Origin of the sequence: Rhodococcus sp. 05-2255-3B1 (assembly GCF_002258545.1) — a bacterium.
In the GTDB taxonomy this organism is placed as follows: Bacteria; Actinomycetota; Actinomycetes; order Mycobacteriales; family Mycobacteriaceae; genus Rhodococcoides.
In genome coordinates this window covers 249,261-265,654 of sequence record NZ_NOZC01000035.1, presented here as the reverse complement: position 1 = coordinate 265,654, position 16,394 = coordinate 249,261, and the positions used below count along the sequence as shown (strand labels likewise).

General features: G+C 65.7%; 17 protein-coding genes. 8 read left to right on the top strand and 9 right to left on the bottom strand.

The window, feature by feature from the left end:
* Positions 1-51 precede the first annotated feature (51 nt).
* Positions 52-1,062, top strand: a complete 1,011-nt coding sequence (locus CH249_RS20645; protein WP_094681875.1) for a LacI family DNA-binding transcriptional regulator — start codon at positions 52-54, stop codon at positions 1,060-1,062.
* Positions 1,063-1,111: 49 nt separating this feature from the next.
* Here the strand turns inward: CH249_RS20645 and CH249_RS20640 are convergent, their stop codons facing one another.
* Positions 1,112-2,683, bottom strand: a complete 1,572-nt coding sequence (locus CH249_RS20640; protein WP_094681876.1) for a CdaR family transcriptional regulator — start codon at positions 2,681-2,683, stop codon at positions 1,112-1,114.
* A 99-nt stretch (positions 2,684-2,782) separates the two neighbouring features.
* Here CH249_RS20640 and pruA point away from each other — a divergent pair, with 99 nt between their 5' ends.
* The 3 genes from pruA to CH249_RS20625 all read left to right on the top strand — a co-directional run bounded on the left by pruA (position 2,783) and on the right by CH249_RS20625 (position 5,792).
* Positions 2,783-4,432 carry an L-glutamate gamma-semialdehyde dehydrogenase gene (gene pruA / locus CH249_RS20635; RefSeq protein ID WP_094681877.1) on the top strand — a complete coding sequence of 550 codons (1,650 nt, stop codon included), beginning with the start codon at positions 2,783-2,785 and terminating at the stop codon, positions 4,430-4,432.
* Positions 4,429-5,373 carry a proline dehydrogenase family protein gene (locus CH249_RS20630; RefSeq protein WP_094681878.1) on the top strand — a complete coding sequence of 315 codons (945 nt, stop codon included), beginning with the start codon at positions 4,429-4,431 and terminating at the stop codon, positions 5,371-5,373. The genes pruA and CH249_RS20630 overlap by 4 nt, the downstream gene beginning before the upstream one ends.
* 230 nt (positions 5,374-5,603) lie before the next feature.
* Complete coding sequence (locus tag CH249_RS20625) at positions 5,604-5,792, top strand: hypothetical protein (protein ID WP_094615637.1); 189 nt, start codon at positions 5,604-5,606, stop codon at positions 5,790-5,792.
* Between the two features lie 166 nt (positions 5,793-5,958).
* Here the strand turns inward: CH249_RS20625 and CH249_RS20620 are convergent, their stop codons facing one another.
* Together CH249_RS20620 and CH249_RS20615 are read right to left on the bottom strand one after the other, a co-directional pair.
* On the bottom strand, positions 5,959-6,297 hold the full coding sequence (locus CH249_RS20620) for an STAS domain-containing protein (protein WP_230596842.1): 339 nt from the start codon (positions 6,295-6,297) through the stop codon (positions 5,959-5,961).
* Positions 6,298-6,576: 279 nt separating this feature from the next.
* Complete coding sequence (locus tag CH249_RS20615) at positions 6,577-7,056, bottom strand: MarR family winged helix-turn-helix transcriptional regulator (RefSeq protein WP_045196752.1); 480 nt, start codon at positions 7,054-7,056, stop codon at positions 6,577-6,579.
* A gap of 148 nt (positions 7,057-7,204) precedes the next feature.
* On the opposite strand from CH249_RS20615, the gene CH249_RS20610 reads away from it, so the two are divergent.
* Complete coding sequence (locus CH249_RS20610) at positions 7,205-9,268, top strand: MMPL family transporter (protein ID WP_373453541.1); 2,064 nt, start codon at positions 7,205-7,207, stop codon at positions 9,266-9,268.
* Positions 9,268-9,897, top strand: a complete 630-nt coding sequence (locus tag CH249_RS20605; protein WP_094645761.1) for a lipocalin family protein — start codon at positions 9,268-9,270, stop codon at positions 9,895-9,897. The genes CH249_RS20610 and CH249_RS20605 overlap by 1 nt, the downstream gene beginning before the upstream one ends.
* A 70-nt stretch (positions 9,898-9,967) precedes the next feature.
* Here the strand turns inward: CH249_RS20605 and CH249_RS20600 are convergent, their stop codons facing one another.
* Positions 9,968-10,552, bottom strand: a complete 585-nt coding sequence (locus CH249_RS20600) for an FKBP-type peptidyl-prolyl cis-trans isomerase (protein ID WP_094681893.1) — start codon at positions 10,550-10,552, stop codon at positions 9,968-9,970.
* Between the two features lie 59 nt (positions 10,553-10,611).
* The gene (locus CH249_RS20595; protein ID WP_032395974.1) at positions 10,612-11,466 is read right to left on the bottom strand and encodes an SDR family oxidoreductase; all 855 of its coding nucleotides are present in this window, start codon (positions 11,464-11,466) and stop codon (positions 10,612-10,614) included.
* Between the two features lie 113 nt (positions 11,467-11,579).
* On the opposite strand from CH249_RS20595, the gene CH249_RS20590 reads away from it, so the two are divergent.
* The gene (locus tag CH249_RS20590) at positions 11,580-11,954 is read left to right on the top strand and encodes a helix-turn-helix domain-containing protein (RefSeq protein WP_032395975.1); all 375 of its coding nucleotides are present in this window, start codon (positions 11,580-11,582) and stop codon (positions 11,952-11,954) included.
* 10 nt (positions 11,955-11,964) lie between these two features.
* On the opposite strand, the gene CH249_RS20585 is transcribed toward CH249_RS20590, so the two are convergent.
* Positions 11,965-12,315: a VOC family protein gene (locus CH249_RS20585; protein ID WP_094681894.1), complete on the bottom strand. Its 351-nt coding sequence runs from the start codon at positions 12,313-12,315 to the stop codon at positions 11,965-11,967.
* A gap of 207 nt (positions 12,316-12,522) precedes the next feature.
* On the opposite strand from CH249_RS20585, the gene CH249_RS20580 reads away from it, so the two are divergent.
* The gene (locus CH249_RS20580; protein WP_032395976.1) at positions 12,523-13,002 is read left to right on the top strand and encodes a DUF6764 family protein; all 480 of its coding nucleotides are present in this window, start codon (positions 12,523-12,525) and stop codon (positions 13,000-13,002) included.
* A gap of 320 nt (positions 13,003-13,322) precedes the next feature.
* Here CH249_RS20580 and CH249_RS20575 read toward each other — a convergent pair whose 3' ends face one another.
* From CH249_RS20575 to CH249_RS20565, 3 genes are all read right to left on the bottom strand, one after another.
* On the bottom strand, positions 13,323-14,342 hold the full coding sequence (locus CH249_RS20575) for a hemolysin family protein (RefSeq protein WP_032395977.1): 1,020 nt from the start codon (positions 14,340-14,342) through the stop codon (positions 13,323-13,325).
* Complete coding sequence (locus CH249_RS20570) at positions 14,339-15,742, bottom strand: hemolysin family protein (protein ID WP_094681879.1); 1,404 nt, start codon at positions 15,740-15,742, stop codon at positions 14,339-14,341. Before CH249_RS20570 ends, CH249_RS20575 begins: the two co-directional genes overlap by 4 nt.
* 131 nt (positions 15,743-15,873) lie before the next feature.
* On the bottom strand, positions 15,874-16,305 hold the full coding sequence (locus tag CH249_RS20565) for a universal stress protein (RefSeq protein WP_230596844.1): 432 nt from the start codon (positions 16,303-16,305) through the stop codon (positions 15,874-15,876).
* Positions 16,306-16,394 lie beyond the last annotated feature (89 nt).

Sequence of the window (16,394 nt, the reverse complement as noted above, 5' to 3'; positions counted from 1 at the left end):
GACCCGGCATGCTGTGATTGTCTTCGACGACGCGAGAGGAGCTGCACGACGATGACGCCGACACGCGGACCAGCCATGACCGATGTCGCCCGGCTCGCAGGTGTGTCCCACCAGACCGTCTCCCGCGTCATCAACGGTCATCCCAACGTGACCGAGGCGACGCGAACGAAAGTGGATCGGGCGATCTCGGAGCTCGGATACCGCCCCAACACCGCCGCTCGTGCTCTGGTGACCGGCCGCAGCAAGACCATCGGAATCGTCGGCACCGGAAACGCTCTGTACGGCCCGGTCTCGACCCTCTACAGCGTCGAGTACGCAGCACGCCACGCCGGCTACTCGGTGGTGGTCGCCGTCCCCACCTCCTTCGACGAGTCGGCGATCATCACCTGCGTGCGCCGGTTGCAGAAGCAGGGCGTCGACGGCGTGGTCGTCATCGCGCCACTGCGCACCGACGGCGGCGACATCGCCGATCTGGCCGGGGAGCTGCCGCTGGTGGCCGTCGAGGGTTCGCCCGCCGGCGATCTGGCCGTGGTCTCGGTCGATCAGATCGCCGGAGCCAAGGCCGCAACCGCGCACCTGCTCTCGCTCGGGCACCGCGCCGTGTGGCACGTTGCCGGGCCGCTGGGTTGGTACGAGGCCACCGATCGCGTCACCGGGTGGGGGATGGCCCACGAGGATGCCGGCGTGGAGCCACCGCCCACTCTCGGCGGCGACTGGACCGCGAGATCGGGGTTCGAGGCCGGCAGCGAACTGGCCGGGAACGCCGACGTCACCGCGGTGTTCGCAGGCAACGACTCCATGGCGCTCGGGGTGCTTCGCGCACTGGCTGTCCACGGCAGGCGAGTGCCACAGGACGTCAGTGTGGTCGGCTTCGACGACGTTCCCGACGCGGAATTCTTCTCGCCGCCCCTGACCACCATCCGCCAGGAGTTCACCGACGTAGGCATCCGGAGCGTCGAGATTCTGCTCGACCAGATCGACACCGGAAATCGAAGCACCATGCGTTCGAGCATCGAACCGAGCCTGGTGATCAGGTCGAGCACCGGTGCCGCACGTGCATGAAACTTCGTAGCCTGCTACGAATTTCCGCTCACGTGCGGCGAAGCCGCTCTCACATGCGCAGCTGCAGTTCCACCAACAGGCGAGCATCGGAATCGCCGAGATCGAGGTCCAGGATCTGCTCGACGCGGCGAATGCGGTAGCGCAGGGTGTTCGGGTGGATGTGCAGTCGCTCGGCGGCCGCCCGAACGTCACCGAAACACGCCAGGTACGACACGAGGCTCTCGCGCATTCTGGAGTCGTTGGTCGCGTCGTATCGGTCGAGGGCGGTGATGCGCGGGTCTCGTAGCTGTTCGTGATTGGCGATCAGTTCCAGGATTTCGCCCAGCAGCACGGAGGTTCTCGACTCCTTGAGCGTCGTGACCCGCACCTCGCCGGTGGTGCCGTCGAGCACTCGGTCGACCTCGAATCTGGCCACGGCCACCCCGTCGAGATCGGCGATCGGTGCGGCGACCGCAGCGCGCAACGCCAGCGAGGTGCGCGTCTCGATTCGCCCGACGGCATCGGCGGTCCACGCCGCGATCCCCGTGCCCGACGCCACCCCGGGAAACAGTGCGTAGATTCTCTCACCGATGGTGGTGACCAACGAGTCACGGCGAAAAGCGCTGGCGTGCAATCGGATAGACGGTGCCAGGGTGCTGATCTCGAATTCCCCGCAGGCAGCGAATCCTACGACCGCCGCCGATCCCGAGGTGGGGATCGACAGTGCCGACGCGAGCGACGGGACGTCGACTCCGCCACCCCGTGCACCGAGCAGGCGCTGAATCTGCAGGGCCTCGTTGGTCGGGGCGTTCGCGATGCGGGTGATCAGTCGAGCCGCGACGGCCGAGGCACCGCGCAGTACCGCGTCGGCGTCGGCGGCGAGCGGGGCGGCACCCTCCTGCACCCAGATCGTCCCGAGAGTCGTCGCGCTCCCGTGCATGCGACGTATCCCGACCGCGAGGCGTCGCCGAATTCCCAGTTCGGTATCGGCCGGTACGTCGATCACGTCGTCGGTGCGGCGGAGTCGATCGAACACACCTCGCTCGTGCAGTCTGCGCAGGTAGTCGGCCGGACCTTCGCGTCCGAGGATCGACAGGGTCCGCAGTTCGTCGGCCGCGTCGTCGGATGCAGAGTAGGCCAACACATGTGAGCGCTCGTCCTCGATGCTCACCATGCCCTTCGTCAGCGACGCCACCGTCTGCGCGAGTTCGTAGAGATCGGTATCGGCTCCGAACAGTCCGTCGTCGGAGCTCTGGGCACGGACCTGGTCGAGAACTCCCCGCATCATCGACAGCAACAGCTCCCACCGTGTCTGCTGGTGCACCGCGACCAGTGCGATACCCGCCTCCCGCGCACCGTGGGACAGCGCAGTCGAGGCGTCGACCTTGGTCAGCACCGCGAGCGGTCGATCCGCCACCGGGCGCAACGCGAGATCGTCGAACCACCGCACCACATCGGCCTCGGTCACGCCCACCAGCAGCGTCAGATCGGAGGATGCTCCCGGAGGCAGCCGCAGGTCGTCGGCATCGAGCAGCGCGACGGACTCGACCTCCATATCCGTTCCTGCCGGCGCGAGGACGAGTTCGACGACGGCGCTGTGCAGCGAGGTCAGCATCGAACGCAGCGACACAGTGTTGGCCATACGGACAAGTAGATCACCGATTCTTTGGCCGATGGGCTGATTGAACGAGGTGCGGATCGGACTTCAATGAGCAGCACACACCGAAGACGAGGAGCAGCCATGGACGCCGTCACATCCGTCCCCACCCCCATCAACGAGCCGGTCAACACCTACGCCCCCGGAAGCCCGGAACGGGCCCGCTTGCGCAGCCGATTGGACGAGCTCCGGAGTTCCCCCGTCGAGATCCGTCAGGTCATCGGCGGCATTCACCGAGAGGCCGACGGCCCGGTCGAGAACGTCGTCGAACCGCACAGACACTCGTCGGTCATCGGTAGCTTCACCGGTGCCACCCACGGGGACGTGCGCGACGCCATCGATGCTGCGACGGCAGCGGCCCCCGCGTGGCGCGAGCTTCCCTTCGACGAGCGCGCCGCGGTGTTCCTGCGAGCCGCCGATCTGCTGTCCGGTCCGTGGCGCGAAAGAATCGCTGCGGCAACGATGCTCGGTCAGTCCAAGTCGGCCTACCAGGCGGAGATCGACGCACCCTGCGAGCTGATCGACTTCTGGCGGTTCAACGTCGCGTTCGCCCGACAGATTCTCGCCGAGCAGCCGGTCTCGGCACCGGGAGTGTGGAATCGCGTCGAATACCGTCCGCTCGAAGGCTTCGTCTACGCCATCACCCCGTTCAACTTCACCGCCATCGCAGGCAATCTGCCCACCGCACCTGCGCTGATGGGCAACACCGTGCTGTGGAAGCCCTCGCCCACGCAGGCCGTCGCTGCATATCTGACGCTCCAGTTGCTCGAAGCCGCAGGCCTTCCGCCGGGGGTGATCAATCTGGTTCTCGGTGACGGACCGATGGTTTCCGAAGTGGCCCTTGCCGATCCACGGCTGGCCGGTATCCATTTCACCGGGTCCACCGCGACATTCCAGACGCTGTGGCGCGAGGTGGGCAACAACATCTCGAACTACCACTCGTATCCACGGCTCGTGGGTGAGACCGGCGGCAAGGACTTCGTCGTCGCGCACAGCTCCGCCGATCCGGATGTGCTGACCACCGCCATGATTCGCGGTGCCTTCGACTTCCAGGGTCAGAAGTGCTCGGCAGCGTCGAGGGCCTTCGTACCGAAGTCGCTGTGGGCTTCGATGGGCGACGGGTTCATCGAGCAGGTCTCGGCACTGAAGTACGGCGACGTGACCGACCTGTCCAACTACGGCGGTGCCGTCATCGACCGAAAGGCGTTCGACCGCAACGCAGCTGCTCTCGATCGAGCGAAGTCCGTTCCCGGCCTGACCATCGCCGCCGGTGGTACCTGCGACGACTCGGAGGGGTACTTCGTCTCCCCCACGGTGCTTCTCGGGGACGACCCCACCGACGAGGCCTTCACCACCGAGTACTTCGGGCCGATCCTGGCCGTGCACGTCTACGACGACAGCAGGCCGGACGCCTATGCCGAGACACTGCGCACCGTCGACACCGGATCGAAGTACGCGTTGACCGGAGCGGTCATCGCCACCGATCGCACCGCCGTCGAACAGGCCCATGCGGCACTGCGATTCGCCGCAGGCAACTTCTACGTCAACGACAAACCGACCGGCGCGGTGGTGGGACAGCAACCGTTCGGCGGGGCCCGCGCGTCGGGAACCAATGACAAGGCGGGTTCACCGCAGAACCTGCTGCGGTGGACCTCGGCCCGCACCGTGAAGGAAACGTTCGTTCCGCCGACCACTCACGGCTACCCGCATCAGGAAGGCGAGGGCACGCGATGACCACCCTGCTGAGCAATCCGCTGCGTCCGGCCCTGCTCGCGGCCGCACGTTCACCCAAACTGCAGGCGACCGTGACACGTCTACGCGCCACCCGGTCCCTCGTCGACCGCTTCGTTGCGGGCGAATCCGAGCCCGCGGCCGTCAGCGCCGTCGACGCCCTGCTGGCGTCGGGGCGGTTCGTCTCGGTGGACTACCTCGGTGAGGACACCACCGACCGAGGCCTGGCGAAGGCAACCGTGGACGCCTATCTCTCACTCGTACAACGCTTTTCGACGCGAGAGGCCGACGCAACCGCGCTCGAGATATCACTCAAGCTGTCCGCACTCGGCCAGGGAATCGACCGAACTCTGGCGCTCGAGAACGCACGGACGATCTGTACGGCCGCCGCCGCGGCCGGGGTGTGGGTGACGGTCGATGCCGAGGACCACACCACCGCCGACTCGACCCTGTCGATCGTCCGGGAACTACGCGTCGACTTCCCCGACCTGGGCACGGTGTTGCAGGCCTACCTGCGGCGCACCGAGGCCGACTGCCACGACCTGTCCGGGCCGAGATCTCGTATCCGACTGTGCAAAGGTGCGTACAACGAACCGTCGTCGGTGGCGTTCCAGGGTGCACGCGAGGTCTCCGACTCCTACCTCCGATGCCTGCAGATCCTGATGAACGGCCGCGGCTACCCCATGGTGGCCTCGCACGACCCGGAGATGATCGAGGCGGCGGACAGGATGGCGTCGGCTGCAGGACGATCGTCCGAGGAGTTCGAGTTCCAGATGCTGTACGGAATCCGCGATCCCGAACAGCGTCGACTCGTGGACGCGGGACGCAAAGTACGCGTGTACGTCCCGTACGGATCGCAGTGGTACGGCTACTTCATGCGCAGGCTTGCCGAACGCCCCGCGAACCTGATGTTCTTCGCGCGATCGGTCCTCTCGCGTACCTGAGGGTGCCCCAGAACTCAGTCACCGAACCACCCGGTCGCCGCACCACCCGGTCGCCGCACCACCCGGTCCCCGCAAACGCGCGCGCGTTTGTCATCCGCGCGCAGAATCTCAACGTTTCGGAGGCGATTCTGCGCGCATTCGACGAATGCGCGCGCGTGTGCGGATCCCAGGAGTCGGCCGCCGCGTTCCACCGTGGATTAGGTTCTGCGACATCGGGGCACCCTGGCTGCATGGCAAATTACAGAGTTATCGATCCGCACGGAACCGTCGTCGCGACCAAGGACATCTCCAGTTCCGAGGACGCGCACGCCTGGTTCAAGGACAGCCGCGCCGACAACGAGGAGTTGGGGTGGCGGCTCGAGGTCGAGCACGACGGCGACTGGGCGTTCTTCAGTGACTCCGAAGGAACCAAAGACTAGTTCGCCTGTGCTGCAACAGTTTCGGACGATCCCGAACTTCGGTCACACCGTCGACCGGGATCGTCCGATCTGTCGATCGGGTGGTGCGATCGGGGGCCGAACGAACAGTGGGCAGCCCCTGAATCGGAGCTGCCCACCTCTTGTCGCGGCGATGATCGCCGGAGTACTACCGGTCGTTCGAGGGACGAGCCGTCGGAATCGTGGACTCGAGGTCGGCGACCTGGATCAGACGTGAGACCGAGCGTCCTGCGACGATCGACCATGATGCACCGATGCCTACCGTGTACTCACGGACTGCATCGAAGACTGTGAGACCTGCGATGCCGAAGAATTCGACATCGGACAGATCGAGAGTGACATGCCTTTTGCTGGACATGCGGCTGCAGACGAAATCGGAGAACATCGGCGCGCTGCGCATGTCGATGTCGCCGTGGACGGCGACGACGAGTGAACCGTCGGGGCCGTCGTGCGCGGTGAAGATTGCTCCGGTCGCTGCGACGGACACGGACTTCTCCGCGACAGTCACCGGGGTGGTTCGAACTTTGTTGCCTGAAGATTCAACACTCATGGCAGATCCCATCGATCGGTCGAACTGAGGGGGAAACCGATCGATGCAGCGGGAGCAGAATAGAGCCTGACCCGGACGCCGACTTCGCTGCGTTTCCCCGTGACCGGCTGTTAGCTCAACCAGCGCCAACCCTACGGCACTCGCACGCTCGGAGTCCAGCATCGATTCTGCGCAGGCCGTCCACCAGCGGTTCGAACATCGGACCAGGAACATTCGTTACGACCGGCGGCTGTCTCCCAGGTCGGCGTGGTGTTCTCGCATGGCTCCGATGAGCGCTTCGAACACCCGATGCGCGGCGGCGAGATCGGCGTCGGGAAGGTCCGCCAACGCGGCGCTCGTGCGCCTGCCGAGGGGGCCGAAGAACCCGCGTGCAACCTCCATTCCGTGCTCGTCGTATCGCAAAATGACCTTGCGTCGATCGGATGCGTCGGATTCGCGGCGGATGTGCCCGGAGGTGATCATGCGTTCGACGAGGTAGGTCATCGCCGCCGACGACAGCCCCAACATCGTGCCCAGTTCCCCCGCCGTCAGCGGCGCACCCTCGACATCGGCAACCATGACGTGGAGCAACGCGCGAAAGTCGTTGGGCCGCAGGCTGTGCAGAGCACCGAACACTTGGCCGATCTGTTCCGAGACCGACGACAGCGCTCGGAGATCCGCGGAGATCGCGGATTCGAGCTGGTTTCGGTCGGCCATGTCGGTGGTAACTCCTTCGCTGTGGTCATGGTCAGACTACTGCCCACAAGAGATTCAGTTGCTTAATATCTAAGTAAATGAGATTGTTTGTCACGTGGACAGCACTCGAACCGAGAACACCGCAGTCTGGGACCGCGTCGCCGCAGTCGTGACGCACCGTGGATCGTGGGCGATCGCGCTCGCCGTCCTCGTTCTGTCCGTCGCCGTGATGGGTCTGGTCGGCAGCAACGACTCCGCCGGCCAGTCACCGAACTCGTTGCCGACGTCGGCCGAGTCCTACCAGGTGGACGAGCTCCTCTCCCAGTTCCCCGACTCCGACACCGCACCCGTCATTCTGGTTCTGAGCCGCACAGACGGCGGTGACCTCACACCGGCCGACATCGAGGACGCCGCTGCCGCGCAGAGCCGGTTGATCGCCGTGGATCGCTCGGTACCGGACGAGCCCGGCCCGCCCCCGATCGTCGCACCCGACGGCAAAGCTGCGATTGCGCTGGTTCAGGTCGATTCCGAGTTGTCGGGCTTCACCCTCAACGAACTGATCACCGAACTGCGGTCCGCAGCAACCGAGGGCCTGTCGCCCGATCTGACCGCTCAGGTCACCGGCGGACCGGCCTTCGGAGCCGACATCGCGAACTCGTTCTCCGGTGCCAACTTCACCCTTCTTGCCGTTACCGCGCTCGTGGTGGCCGTCCTGCTCATCGTCACCTACCGATCGCCCATCCTGTGGTTGGTGCCGTTGGCCGTCATCGGTTTCGCAGACCGATTCGCCACTACCGTCGGCACCGCGCTGGCCGAGGTCACCGGTCTGTCCTTCGACGGGTCCACGTCGGGCATCACCAGCGTGCTGGTCTTCGGTGCCGGCACCAACTATGCGCTGCTGTTGATCTCTCGGTACCGCGAGGAACTGCGGCGCGAGCCCGATCATCGCCTCGCCCTGCGCCACGCCGTTCGCCATGCCGGGCCCGCCATCCTCGCCAGCAACGCCACCGTCGTCCTGGCGCTGCTGACCTTGCTCCTGGCAATATTGCCCAGCACCCGCAGCCTGGGTGCCCTGGCCGCCGCAGGCCTCGTCGTGGCAGCGGTGTTCGTGCTGTTCGTACTGCCGCCCCTGCTGGCACTGTGTGGCCCGAAGCTGTTCTGGCCCTTCGTCCCCAAGGAGTCCGACCGTGACACCACCACGGAGGGCGTCTGGCACTCGATCGCGGCAGGTGTTGCCCGACGCCCCGTGGCGACGGCCTCGGTGACCATCGTCGCGCTGCTGGCCTGCTGCGCGGCCTTGTTCGGAACGCAGATCGGACTCTCGCAGACCGAGCAGTTCCGTGTCACCGCCGAGTCCGTCGAAGGCTTCGAGACTCTCTCGCAACACTTTCCGGCCGGATCCGCCGATCCGATGACGGTCCTGGCTCCCACCGCAGACATCGACGCAGTCATCGGCACCGCCCAGGGCATCGACGGTGTCGTGTCGGTCGATCGCGTCGCGGATTCCGACACCGGACTCACCCGCCTCTCGGTCGTCACCGATGCGGCCCCCGCGTCCGAAGAGTCGTTCGCCGTGGTCGAGAACCTTCGCTCGGCACTCGGCAACGTCGACGGAGCCCGAGTGGGCGGCAGCGACGCCAAGGCACTCGACACATCCGACGCAGCGGCCCGCGACCGCCTCGTGGTGATCCCCGCGATCCTCGCGGTCGTGCTCGCTGTGCTCCTGGTACTGCTGCGTGCCCTCGTCGCACCCGTGATCCTGGTTGCCACAACGGTATTGAGTGCGGTAGCAGCGATCGGGATCGGCAGCTGGGTGAGCCTGCACGTCTTCGGCTTCCCCGCCCTCGACGACAACACCCCGCTGTTCGCGTTCCTGTTCCTGGTCGCGCTCGGTGTGGACTACACCATCTTCCTGGTCACTCGCACCCGCGAGGAGACGCCTCGGCACGGCACCGGATCGGCCATCGTGCGCGCCGTCTCGGCCACCGGCGGTGTCATCACGAGCGCGGGAATCGTTCTGGCAGCAGTCTTCTGCGTGCTCGGCGTCCTGCCCCTGATCACCCTGACCCAACTCGGCATCATCGTCGGACTCGGCATTCTGCTCGATACCTTCGTGGTGCGCACCGTCGTGATTCCCGCCCTGTTCACCCTCATCGGCCCGAAAATCTGGTGGCCGAACAGAATCGATTCCAGCGAGACCGTAACCACAACCGCAACACAAGGAGCGAATTGATGAACATCCGTACCGCACTCGGACGCACCGCAATTGCCGGAGCATTGGCCGCAGGCGCACTGCTGACCGCGGCCCCGGCTCAGGCGCAGCCGGTCGGTCCACTGGGATCGGTCGGCCTGGAGCCGCTGGCTCCGATCCCGTCACTCGATGTCGAGCGCTACCTGGGCACCTGGAACCAGGTTGCCGCGGTGCCACAGCCGTTCAACCTGATCTGTGCTCGTGACACCCAGGCGAACTACCAGATGATCGACGAAACCAACATTCGCGTCGAGAACACCTGCACCACCTGGACCGGCGGCGAGAACCGCATCGTCGGAAACGCCAGGGTCAACGACACCGTCACCAATGCTCAACTGCACGTGAGCTTCCCGGGGGTGCCCACCCAGGAGAGCCTCGACGGTCCGACCAACTACATCGTCGCCTACATTGCCGACGACTACTCGTGGGCGTTCGTCGGAAGCCCCAACCGCACGTCCGGATTCGTGCTCAAGCGCACGCCCGACGTCAGCGTCGAGCAGTTCCGCGAGATCCGCGGAGTCGTCGAATCGCTGGGTTACGACTCGAACTTCATCACCACGACACCCACGCCGGGCGGCGCGACGACCATTCAGCAGCTCTCGACGGTGTAAGTGCGGCGGAGCCGCAGTGGTGCGGTTGTGTGCCGCGGAGAGCGCACAACCGCACCACTGCCGGAGGCACTCAGCTCGCGGACAGGATCGAGATCGCGAAGATCAAGCTGTCTCCCGGCTCGATTCCGGCTGCCGGATTGCCGGTCGCGTATCCATCGGCCGAGGTGACCGCCACGGCGACGGTCGAGCCGACGGTCTGTCCGGCGATGGCCTTCTGGAAGCCGGCGACGACTCCATCCAGTGGAAATTCGATCGGTGCACCCCGCTCGAAGCTGCTGTCGAACGTCTCTCCGGTACGTCCGTTGACGCCCACGTAGCAGACCGACACCTCGGCGTCGGACGCGATGACCGGCCCGTCCCCCGCTGTCAACGTTTCGACCTGGGTCTCGGCGACGCTGAACGGGGTGTCGACGGTGATAGCGGGCGCGGCGGTGTCGGTGGATCCGACGACGGCGATGCTGCCCGAGTCCCCGTCGAGGGTCCAGTCGGGGGTGGCCGCGGCGTCGGGTGCCGCTGTGGGGCAGGTGCTCGCGGCGGCCGGGGCAGCGGCGGCGGACGAAGCCGAGGACGTGGACGTCGCCGAGGACGAGGCGTCGGAGTCCGAGCTGCACGCACCCGTCAGCAGGACGAGCGAGACGGAGGCGGCCAGGAACATGGTGCGGGTGTAGGAGTGATTCACCGCGCCCACGCTACAAGTACCGCCCCCGATGCCCGTCACACTGCGGCGCGGAGTACTTCTGCGGCCGGAGTGGATGCTCGACCGATCAGGGCCTGCAGGTCGCCGGAGTCGGTGTCGAGCTCGCCGCGCGCGATTCCCGCATCTGCGCTGGCCAACATGGTTGCCACGAAGTCGGGCAGTCCTGCGCCCTGGAGAATCGCGGCGTACTCGGACTCGGAAACGTCCTTGTAGGCGATCGACTTGCCGGAGATCTCGCCGATGACGGCCGCGAGCTCGGCGTAGGTGAGGCGTTCGTCGCCACCGAGCTCGTAGATCTTTCCGCCCTGATCGTCGAGCGTCAGCACAGCGGCGGCCGCGTGCGCGAAGTCGACGCGGGACGCGGCGGCCAGCTTGCCGTTTCCTGCCGCGCCGAGGAGCACTCCGCCCTCGATGGTCTGCGCGAGCGAGCCGAGGTAGTTCTCCCAGTACCAGCCGTTGCGCAGGAACACCGCGGGAATGCCGGACGCGGCGAGGCGTTCCTCGGTGGCCTTGTGCTCGGGCGCGAGGCTCACTCCGGATGTATCGGCGGCCAGCAGGCTCGTGTAGGCGATGAGGCCGACTCCGGCTGTCTCGGCTGCCTCGATCACGTTGGTGTGCTGTGCAATTCGCTGACCTACCTCCGAACCCGAGACGAGCAGCAGCTTGTCGACGCCTGCGAGAGCTGCCGTCATCGCGGCCGAATCGGAGTAGTCGGCAACCCGAACCACGACGCCTCGTTCGGCCAGTGGCGAGGCCTTGTCTGCGTTTCGGACCACCGCCACGATCTCGGCGGGTGCAACGCCACGCTCGATGAGTGCGTCGACGACGAGGCCGCCGAGGTTGCCCGTTGCTCCGGTTACCGCTGTGGTCATGATCGAGCTCCTGAGGTTGAGGTTTCAAGTACTCACCCACTATGCACTTACTTTTCGTGCAGTGCAACCCCCATAGTCATCACTATGCCTTTCGCATGCGCTAGCATGGAGGTATGTCCGAGGCCACCGAATCACTCGAAGCGTCCGTCTTCGCGCGGGACTGTGCGTCGAGGCAGACGTTGCAGAACGCCACCAGCAGGTGGGGCGTTCTCGCGCTCGCGGCGCTCACCGAGGGTGATTACCGGTTCAATGCGTTGCGCCGACGCGTCGACGGCGTCAGCGAACGCATGCTCTCGCAGACTCTGCAGACCCTGGAACGGGATGGTCTCGTGATTCGCACCGTGCAGGGGACCATTCCGCCCAAGGTGGAGTACAGCCTCACCCCGCTGGGACGCGAAGTCGGTACCCGATTGAGCGATCTGATCGAACTCATCGAGGGCAACATGCCCACCGTCCTCGAATCACGCGCCGAACACGACACTCGCTGATCGACCGAGCTCACCCGGGCGGCGTCACCAGGCACCACTCGTTGCCCTCGGGGTCGAGGAGCACCTGAAAGGATCCCGCCGCGTCGGAGTGCCGTTCGCCGAACACCGACGCACCCATCGCAATAGCCTGCTCGACAGCAACGTCGATGCTCGGCACGTCGACGTCGAGATGGAGTCGATTTTTGACCGACTTGCCCTCCGGGACCCGCTGAAACGCCAGCCGGGTGAAGCCGGGAACGTCGACGTAATGCCAGCGGTCGTCGCGTACTGCAGGTTTCCCACCGAGCACGCCGGCCCAGAATTGCGCGAGCAACGCCGGATCCGAGCAGTCGAAAACGACCTCATCGATACGTCCGATCATCAAGCAATCGTTCGGACCGACCACACTCCTCAACACTGTTACCTCAGCGTTATTCTAACGAGACGTTTTCGAGATATTACCGAACCCCCGCTGCGCCCGGGCGGGTCGAGACTCGGTATCAGGGAGTCGGGTCCCCAGCAACACGGCCCAGCGACCGTCACGCTCGGCACACCGGTGCCGACGCACCGATCTCGGGAGGCATTCACCATGTTCCACACCAAGAGGATTGTCGGCGGAGCCGCAGCATTCGGATTCGCCTGCGCGTTCGCGGCACTGGTACCCGGCACCGCATCAGCAGCGCCGGTCGCCTGCACCACCGCCCCGGGAGGGGCGGATATCGCTGCGATCCTCGGAGGATCGCAGTGCGACAGCTCCGCAGACGTCGCGAGTGCGGCGGCCGGCCTCGGCCTCGAGGGGTGGGGTTCGGCCGAGGCAATGAACAATGCCGCAGCCCTTGCACTCGGACTGAACGGTGGAACCGCAGTCAGCAACGGCAGTTTCGGTGGTGCGCCTGCAGCGATCGCATTCGGCCCCGGTGCCGTGGCACAGAACACGGCAGCCGGCCTCGGGCTCTCCATCGCGGTGGCAGCACCGGGCTCCACCGTCACTCTCACCCCGACCGGCGCGGTGTGCGACGGTGCCGGAATCGCGGGCAGCTTCACCACCCTGCAGGGCTGCATCGGCTGACGTGCGCCACGGGGGGCGAGTGCGCGATATGGATGTCACCGACGGCCGCGTGATCTAGAGTCTGAATGACCCACAGTCTCGGTCACCCACAGTCTCGGAATGCGAGTCGGCAACGACCCGCTGAACAAGGAGTTCGACGGCAATGATGTCCTACCTGCTCTACGACGTTCTGCTCCCCCAACTCGGCCACGACGTCGCGTCGTACTGGGCACACCTGCTGGTTGTCGCCCCAGTCTGAGATCTGCGACCCGATACGACAAAGCATCCCCGCTCGGCCACGCAGGCCGGGCGGGGATGCCTCGTTCGAAGGCGGGATCGAATCAGACGGGTTGGGGCAACAGCCGCGTCAGCACATCGGACAGTGTCACGACGCCGACGCTGCGCGCCGGATCGTCAGCGGCAGCAGAACCGTCGACCACCAGCGCCAGGTGGTGCCTGGTCTCCCGCATCGACTGCAGCGCAACGTACACCGGGGTCGTCGACTCCAGCGTGTACGCCGGACGCGTGATCTCGGCGAGGGTCTGCGGTGCGGTCAACGTGTCGCGGACGTGCACAACTCCCTTGACCACATCCGCGTCGCTGACCAGGATCCGCAGATGCCCCGAGCGACGCGAGGCCTCGCGCACGTCGTCGATGGTCGCCGTCGACGGCACCGATGTGGGCTTGCCGAACTCGCGCACCAGGTCACCGACCGTCAGCTCCTGCAGTTCGAGCGCACTCGAGATCTGCGCCTGGTAGCTGGCATCGAGAGCACCGACGTTCACCGAATGCTCCACCAGCTGACGCAGATCGTCCGCGTTCTGGCCCGTGCCCACGGTGTCGGCCGGCTCGACGCCGACCCGCCGCAGGCACCAGTTGGCCATGTTGTTCAGCGCCGTCAGCACCGGACGGGTGAGAAACATGAAGCCGCGCATCGGGATTGCGAGCATCGTCGCGGACTTCTCCGGATGGGCGATGGCCCAGGACTTCGGAGCCATCTCTCCGACCACCAGGTGCAGGAAGGTGACGACGATCAGCGCGAGCACGAAGCCGAGAACGTCGGCGAACCAGTACGGCAGGCCGCCGCTCTCGAACAACGGCGTGAGCCAGTAGTGCACGGCCGGTTTGGTCGTCGCACCGAGACCGAGGGTGCAGACGGTGATACCCAGCTGGGAGCCGGCGAGAAGGACGGTCAGCTCGGACGAGCTGCGCAGAGCTGCCCGCGCAGAGCGTGAATTGGGAGCGGCGTCCTCGAGCCGGTGCCGCTTGGCGGCCAACAGCGCGAACTCGACGGCGACGAAGAAGGCACTGGCAGCGATGAGGCCGATCGTGACGGCCAGGAAGACCCAGATGTTGCTCATCGGTGCACACTTTCCTTCGCCTCGGCCGACTCGTCGTCGTGCTCGGGGTCACGCTCGCCGAGCGTCAGGGTCAGCAGGGACGGGACGTGGCTGTCGATCTCTTCGATTTCGAGGATCACGAAGCGAACGGGACTCTCCTCGTCGTTCGCCAGATCGGCGTTGTCCGGTGGTAGGTCCACTTCGATCCGTTCCCCGACGTCGGGGAGAGATCCGTTGTGCGCGATGGCGAAACCGGCGATGGTCTCGTAATCGCCCTCGGGCAGATCGATGCCGATCGCTCGCTCGACCTCGTCGATGTGTACCTCACCGGCCATGGTCCAGCTGCCGTCGTCGGCACTGACCGGGCTCGGATCGGACAGGTCGTCGTCGTGCTCGTCGGTGATCTCGCCGACCAGTTCCTCGGCCAGGTCCTCGATCGTGATGACGCCGGTCAGACCGCCGTATTCGTCGATCACACAGGCCAATTGGTTCTTCGTCGAGCGCAACTCGCGCATCGCGTCGGGCAGGCTCTGGATCTCCGGGAGGATCAGCGCGTCCCGCGTGAGCTCGGAGATCGGGGTGGACCCCGGCACCGTCGCGGACAGGACGTCCGCGAGATGGACGACGCCGACGATGCCGTCGTCCTCGTCGAGCACCGGATATCGAGAATGCTCCTGGCCCATCAGAGCCGCGACCTCGGCGAGGGTGTCGGTGTCTCGGACCGTGGCCGAGCGCGAACGCGGGATCATCGCGTGTTCGACTGTGCGAGTTGGGAAGTCGAGGATACGGTCGAGCAGTGTCGACAGTTCGTCGGGCAGATCGCCTGTCTCGCGTGAGTCCGAGACGATGTGCTCGAGGTCGCGCAGGCTGGCCGAATGCTCCACGTCGTGCACCGGCTCGATCTTGAGCGCTTTGAGCAGCAGGTTCGACGACTGGTCGAAGATGGTGATCAACCAGCCGAAGAGTTTGAGGTAGATGGTGGTCGAGAGCGACAGCCAGCGGGCCACCGGCTCGGGACGCGCGATGGCGAAGTTCTTCGGAAACAGTTCGCCGAAGAGCATCTGCACGAATGTCGCGAACGTGATCGCCAGTACGGCACCGAGTCCGACACCGACGGCCGTCGGAACCCCGACGCCGCCCAGTATCGCGCCGAACGACTGCCCGATCAGCGGTTCGGCCACGTAGCCGACGAGCAGGCCGGTGACCGTGATGCCCAACTGCGCACCGGACAGCATGAAGGAGGTGCGTTTGGTGACCGTCAACGTCCGAGCCGCGACGGCGTCACCGGCCTCGGCGCGAGCCTTGAGCCGGGAGCGGTCGACGGTCATGTACGCGAATTCCTGGGCTACGAAGTAGCCGGTCGCGACGGTGATGAGAAAAACGACGAGCAGGCCGAGCAAGAGAGTGAGCACTACGCTCATTCGCCGGACACCGCCTCGCACGTAGTAGCAGTAGTGCGGGGAGCCGTGTCCGGCCCGGGTTTATCGCTGTCCATGATTCCTCAGGGTCGTGTGGTGAGAGTTTTGTCCGATACTACCGTGCGACGTCGTGGTCACGGTGCCTTGACGACGAGAACGGGCACCGGGCAGTCGAGCAGCACTCTCTGCACGGTGCTGCCCATCAAGAACTTGCCGACCGCGGATCGACGCTTGGAACCGATGACGACCATTCCCGCACCGACGTCCGCGACGAGGTCGACCAGAGCACCGGCCGGGTCTCCGCCGTCGGGTTCCACTCGAACCATGGTCGCGATACCGGGCAGAGTCCGTTCGACCTCGGCCTGCGCGGAGTTGCGGTCGTCCGCGGACACCGAATCCCGGTCCACCACGGACAATACGATCAACGGAGCCTGACGAAGTTCGGCCTCGGCGGCACCGCGACGCAACGCTTCCTGCCCCTCCGGTGTGTTGCTCATCGCCACTGCCACTGCGCTCGATACCGACACGTTCTCTCCCGTTGTTCGTTGCTCGTTGGTCGTATCCACCGAGGATCACCTCGGAGAGTTGTGAACTGGACTAATCAGACAAACTGTATCTAACCTGACGCTGTGACACACCACACGAAAGGTCTCTG

Coding starts and splice junctions, on each gene's coding strand:
- CH249_RS20585 (WP_094681894.1), bottom strand. CDS start 12,315: ATGATCGGACGTATCGATGAGGTCGTTTTCGACTGCTCGGATCCGGCG.
- CH249_RS20640 (WP_094681876.1), bottom strand. CDS start 2,683: ATGGCCAACACTGTGTCGCTGCGTTCGATGCTGACCTCGCTGCACAGC.
- pruA (WP_094681877.1), top strand. CDS start 2,783: ATGGACGCCGTCACATCCGTCCCCACCCCCATCAACGAGCCGGTCAAC.
- CH249_RS20595 (WP_032395974.1), bottom strand. CDS start 11,466: ATGACCACAGCGGTAACCGGAGCAACGGGCAACCTCGGCGGCCTCGTC.
- CH249_RS20600 (WP_094681893.1), bottom strand. CDS start 10,552: ATGTTCCTGGCCGCCTCCGTCTCGCTCGTCCTGCTGACGGGTGCGTGC.
- CH249_RS20630 (WP_094681878.1), top strand. CDS start 4,429: ATGACCACCCTGCTGAGCAATCCGCTGCGTCCGGCCCTGCTCGCGGCC.
- CH249_RS20575 (WP_032395977.1), bottom strand. CDS start 14,342: ATGAGCAACATCTGGGTCTTCCTGGCCGTCACGATCGGCCTCATCGCT.
- CH249_RS20645 (WP_094681875.1), top strand. CDS start 52: ATGACGCCGACACGCGGACCAGCCATGACCGATGTCGCCCGGCTCGCA.
- CH249_RS20570 (WP_094681879.1), bottom strand. CDS start 15,742: ATGAGCGTAGTGCTCACTCTCTTGCTCGGCCTGCTCGTCGTTTTTCTC.
- CH249_RS20605 (WP_094645761.1), top strand. CDS start 9,268: ATGAACATCCGTACCGCACTCGGACGCACCGCAATTGCCGGAGCATTG.
- CH249_RS20625 (WP_094615637.1), top strand. CDS start 5,604: ATGGCAAATTACAGAGTTATCGATCCGCACGGAACCGTCGTCGCGACC.
- CH249_RS20590 (WP_032395975.1), top strand. CDS start 11,580: ATGTCCGAGGCCACCGAATCACTCGAAGCGTCCGTCTTCGCGCGGGAC.
- CH249_RS20615 (WP_045196752.1), bottom strand. CDS start 7,056: ATGGCCGACCGAAACCAGCTCGAATCCGCGATCTCCGCGGATCTCCGA.
- CH249_RS20580 (WP_032395976.1), top strand. CDS start 12,523: ATGTTCCACACCAAGAGGATTGTCGGCGGAGCCGCAGCATTCGGATTC.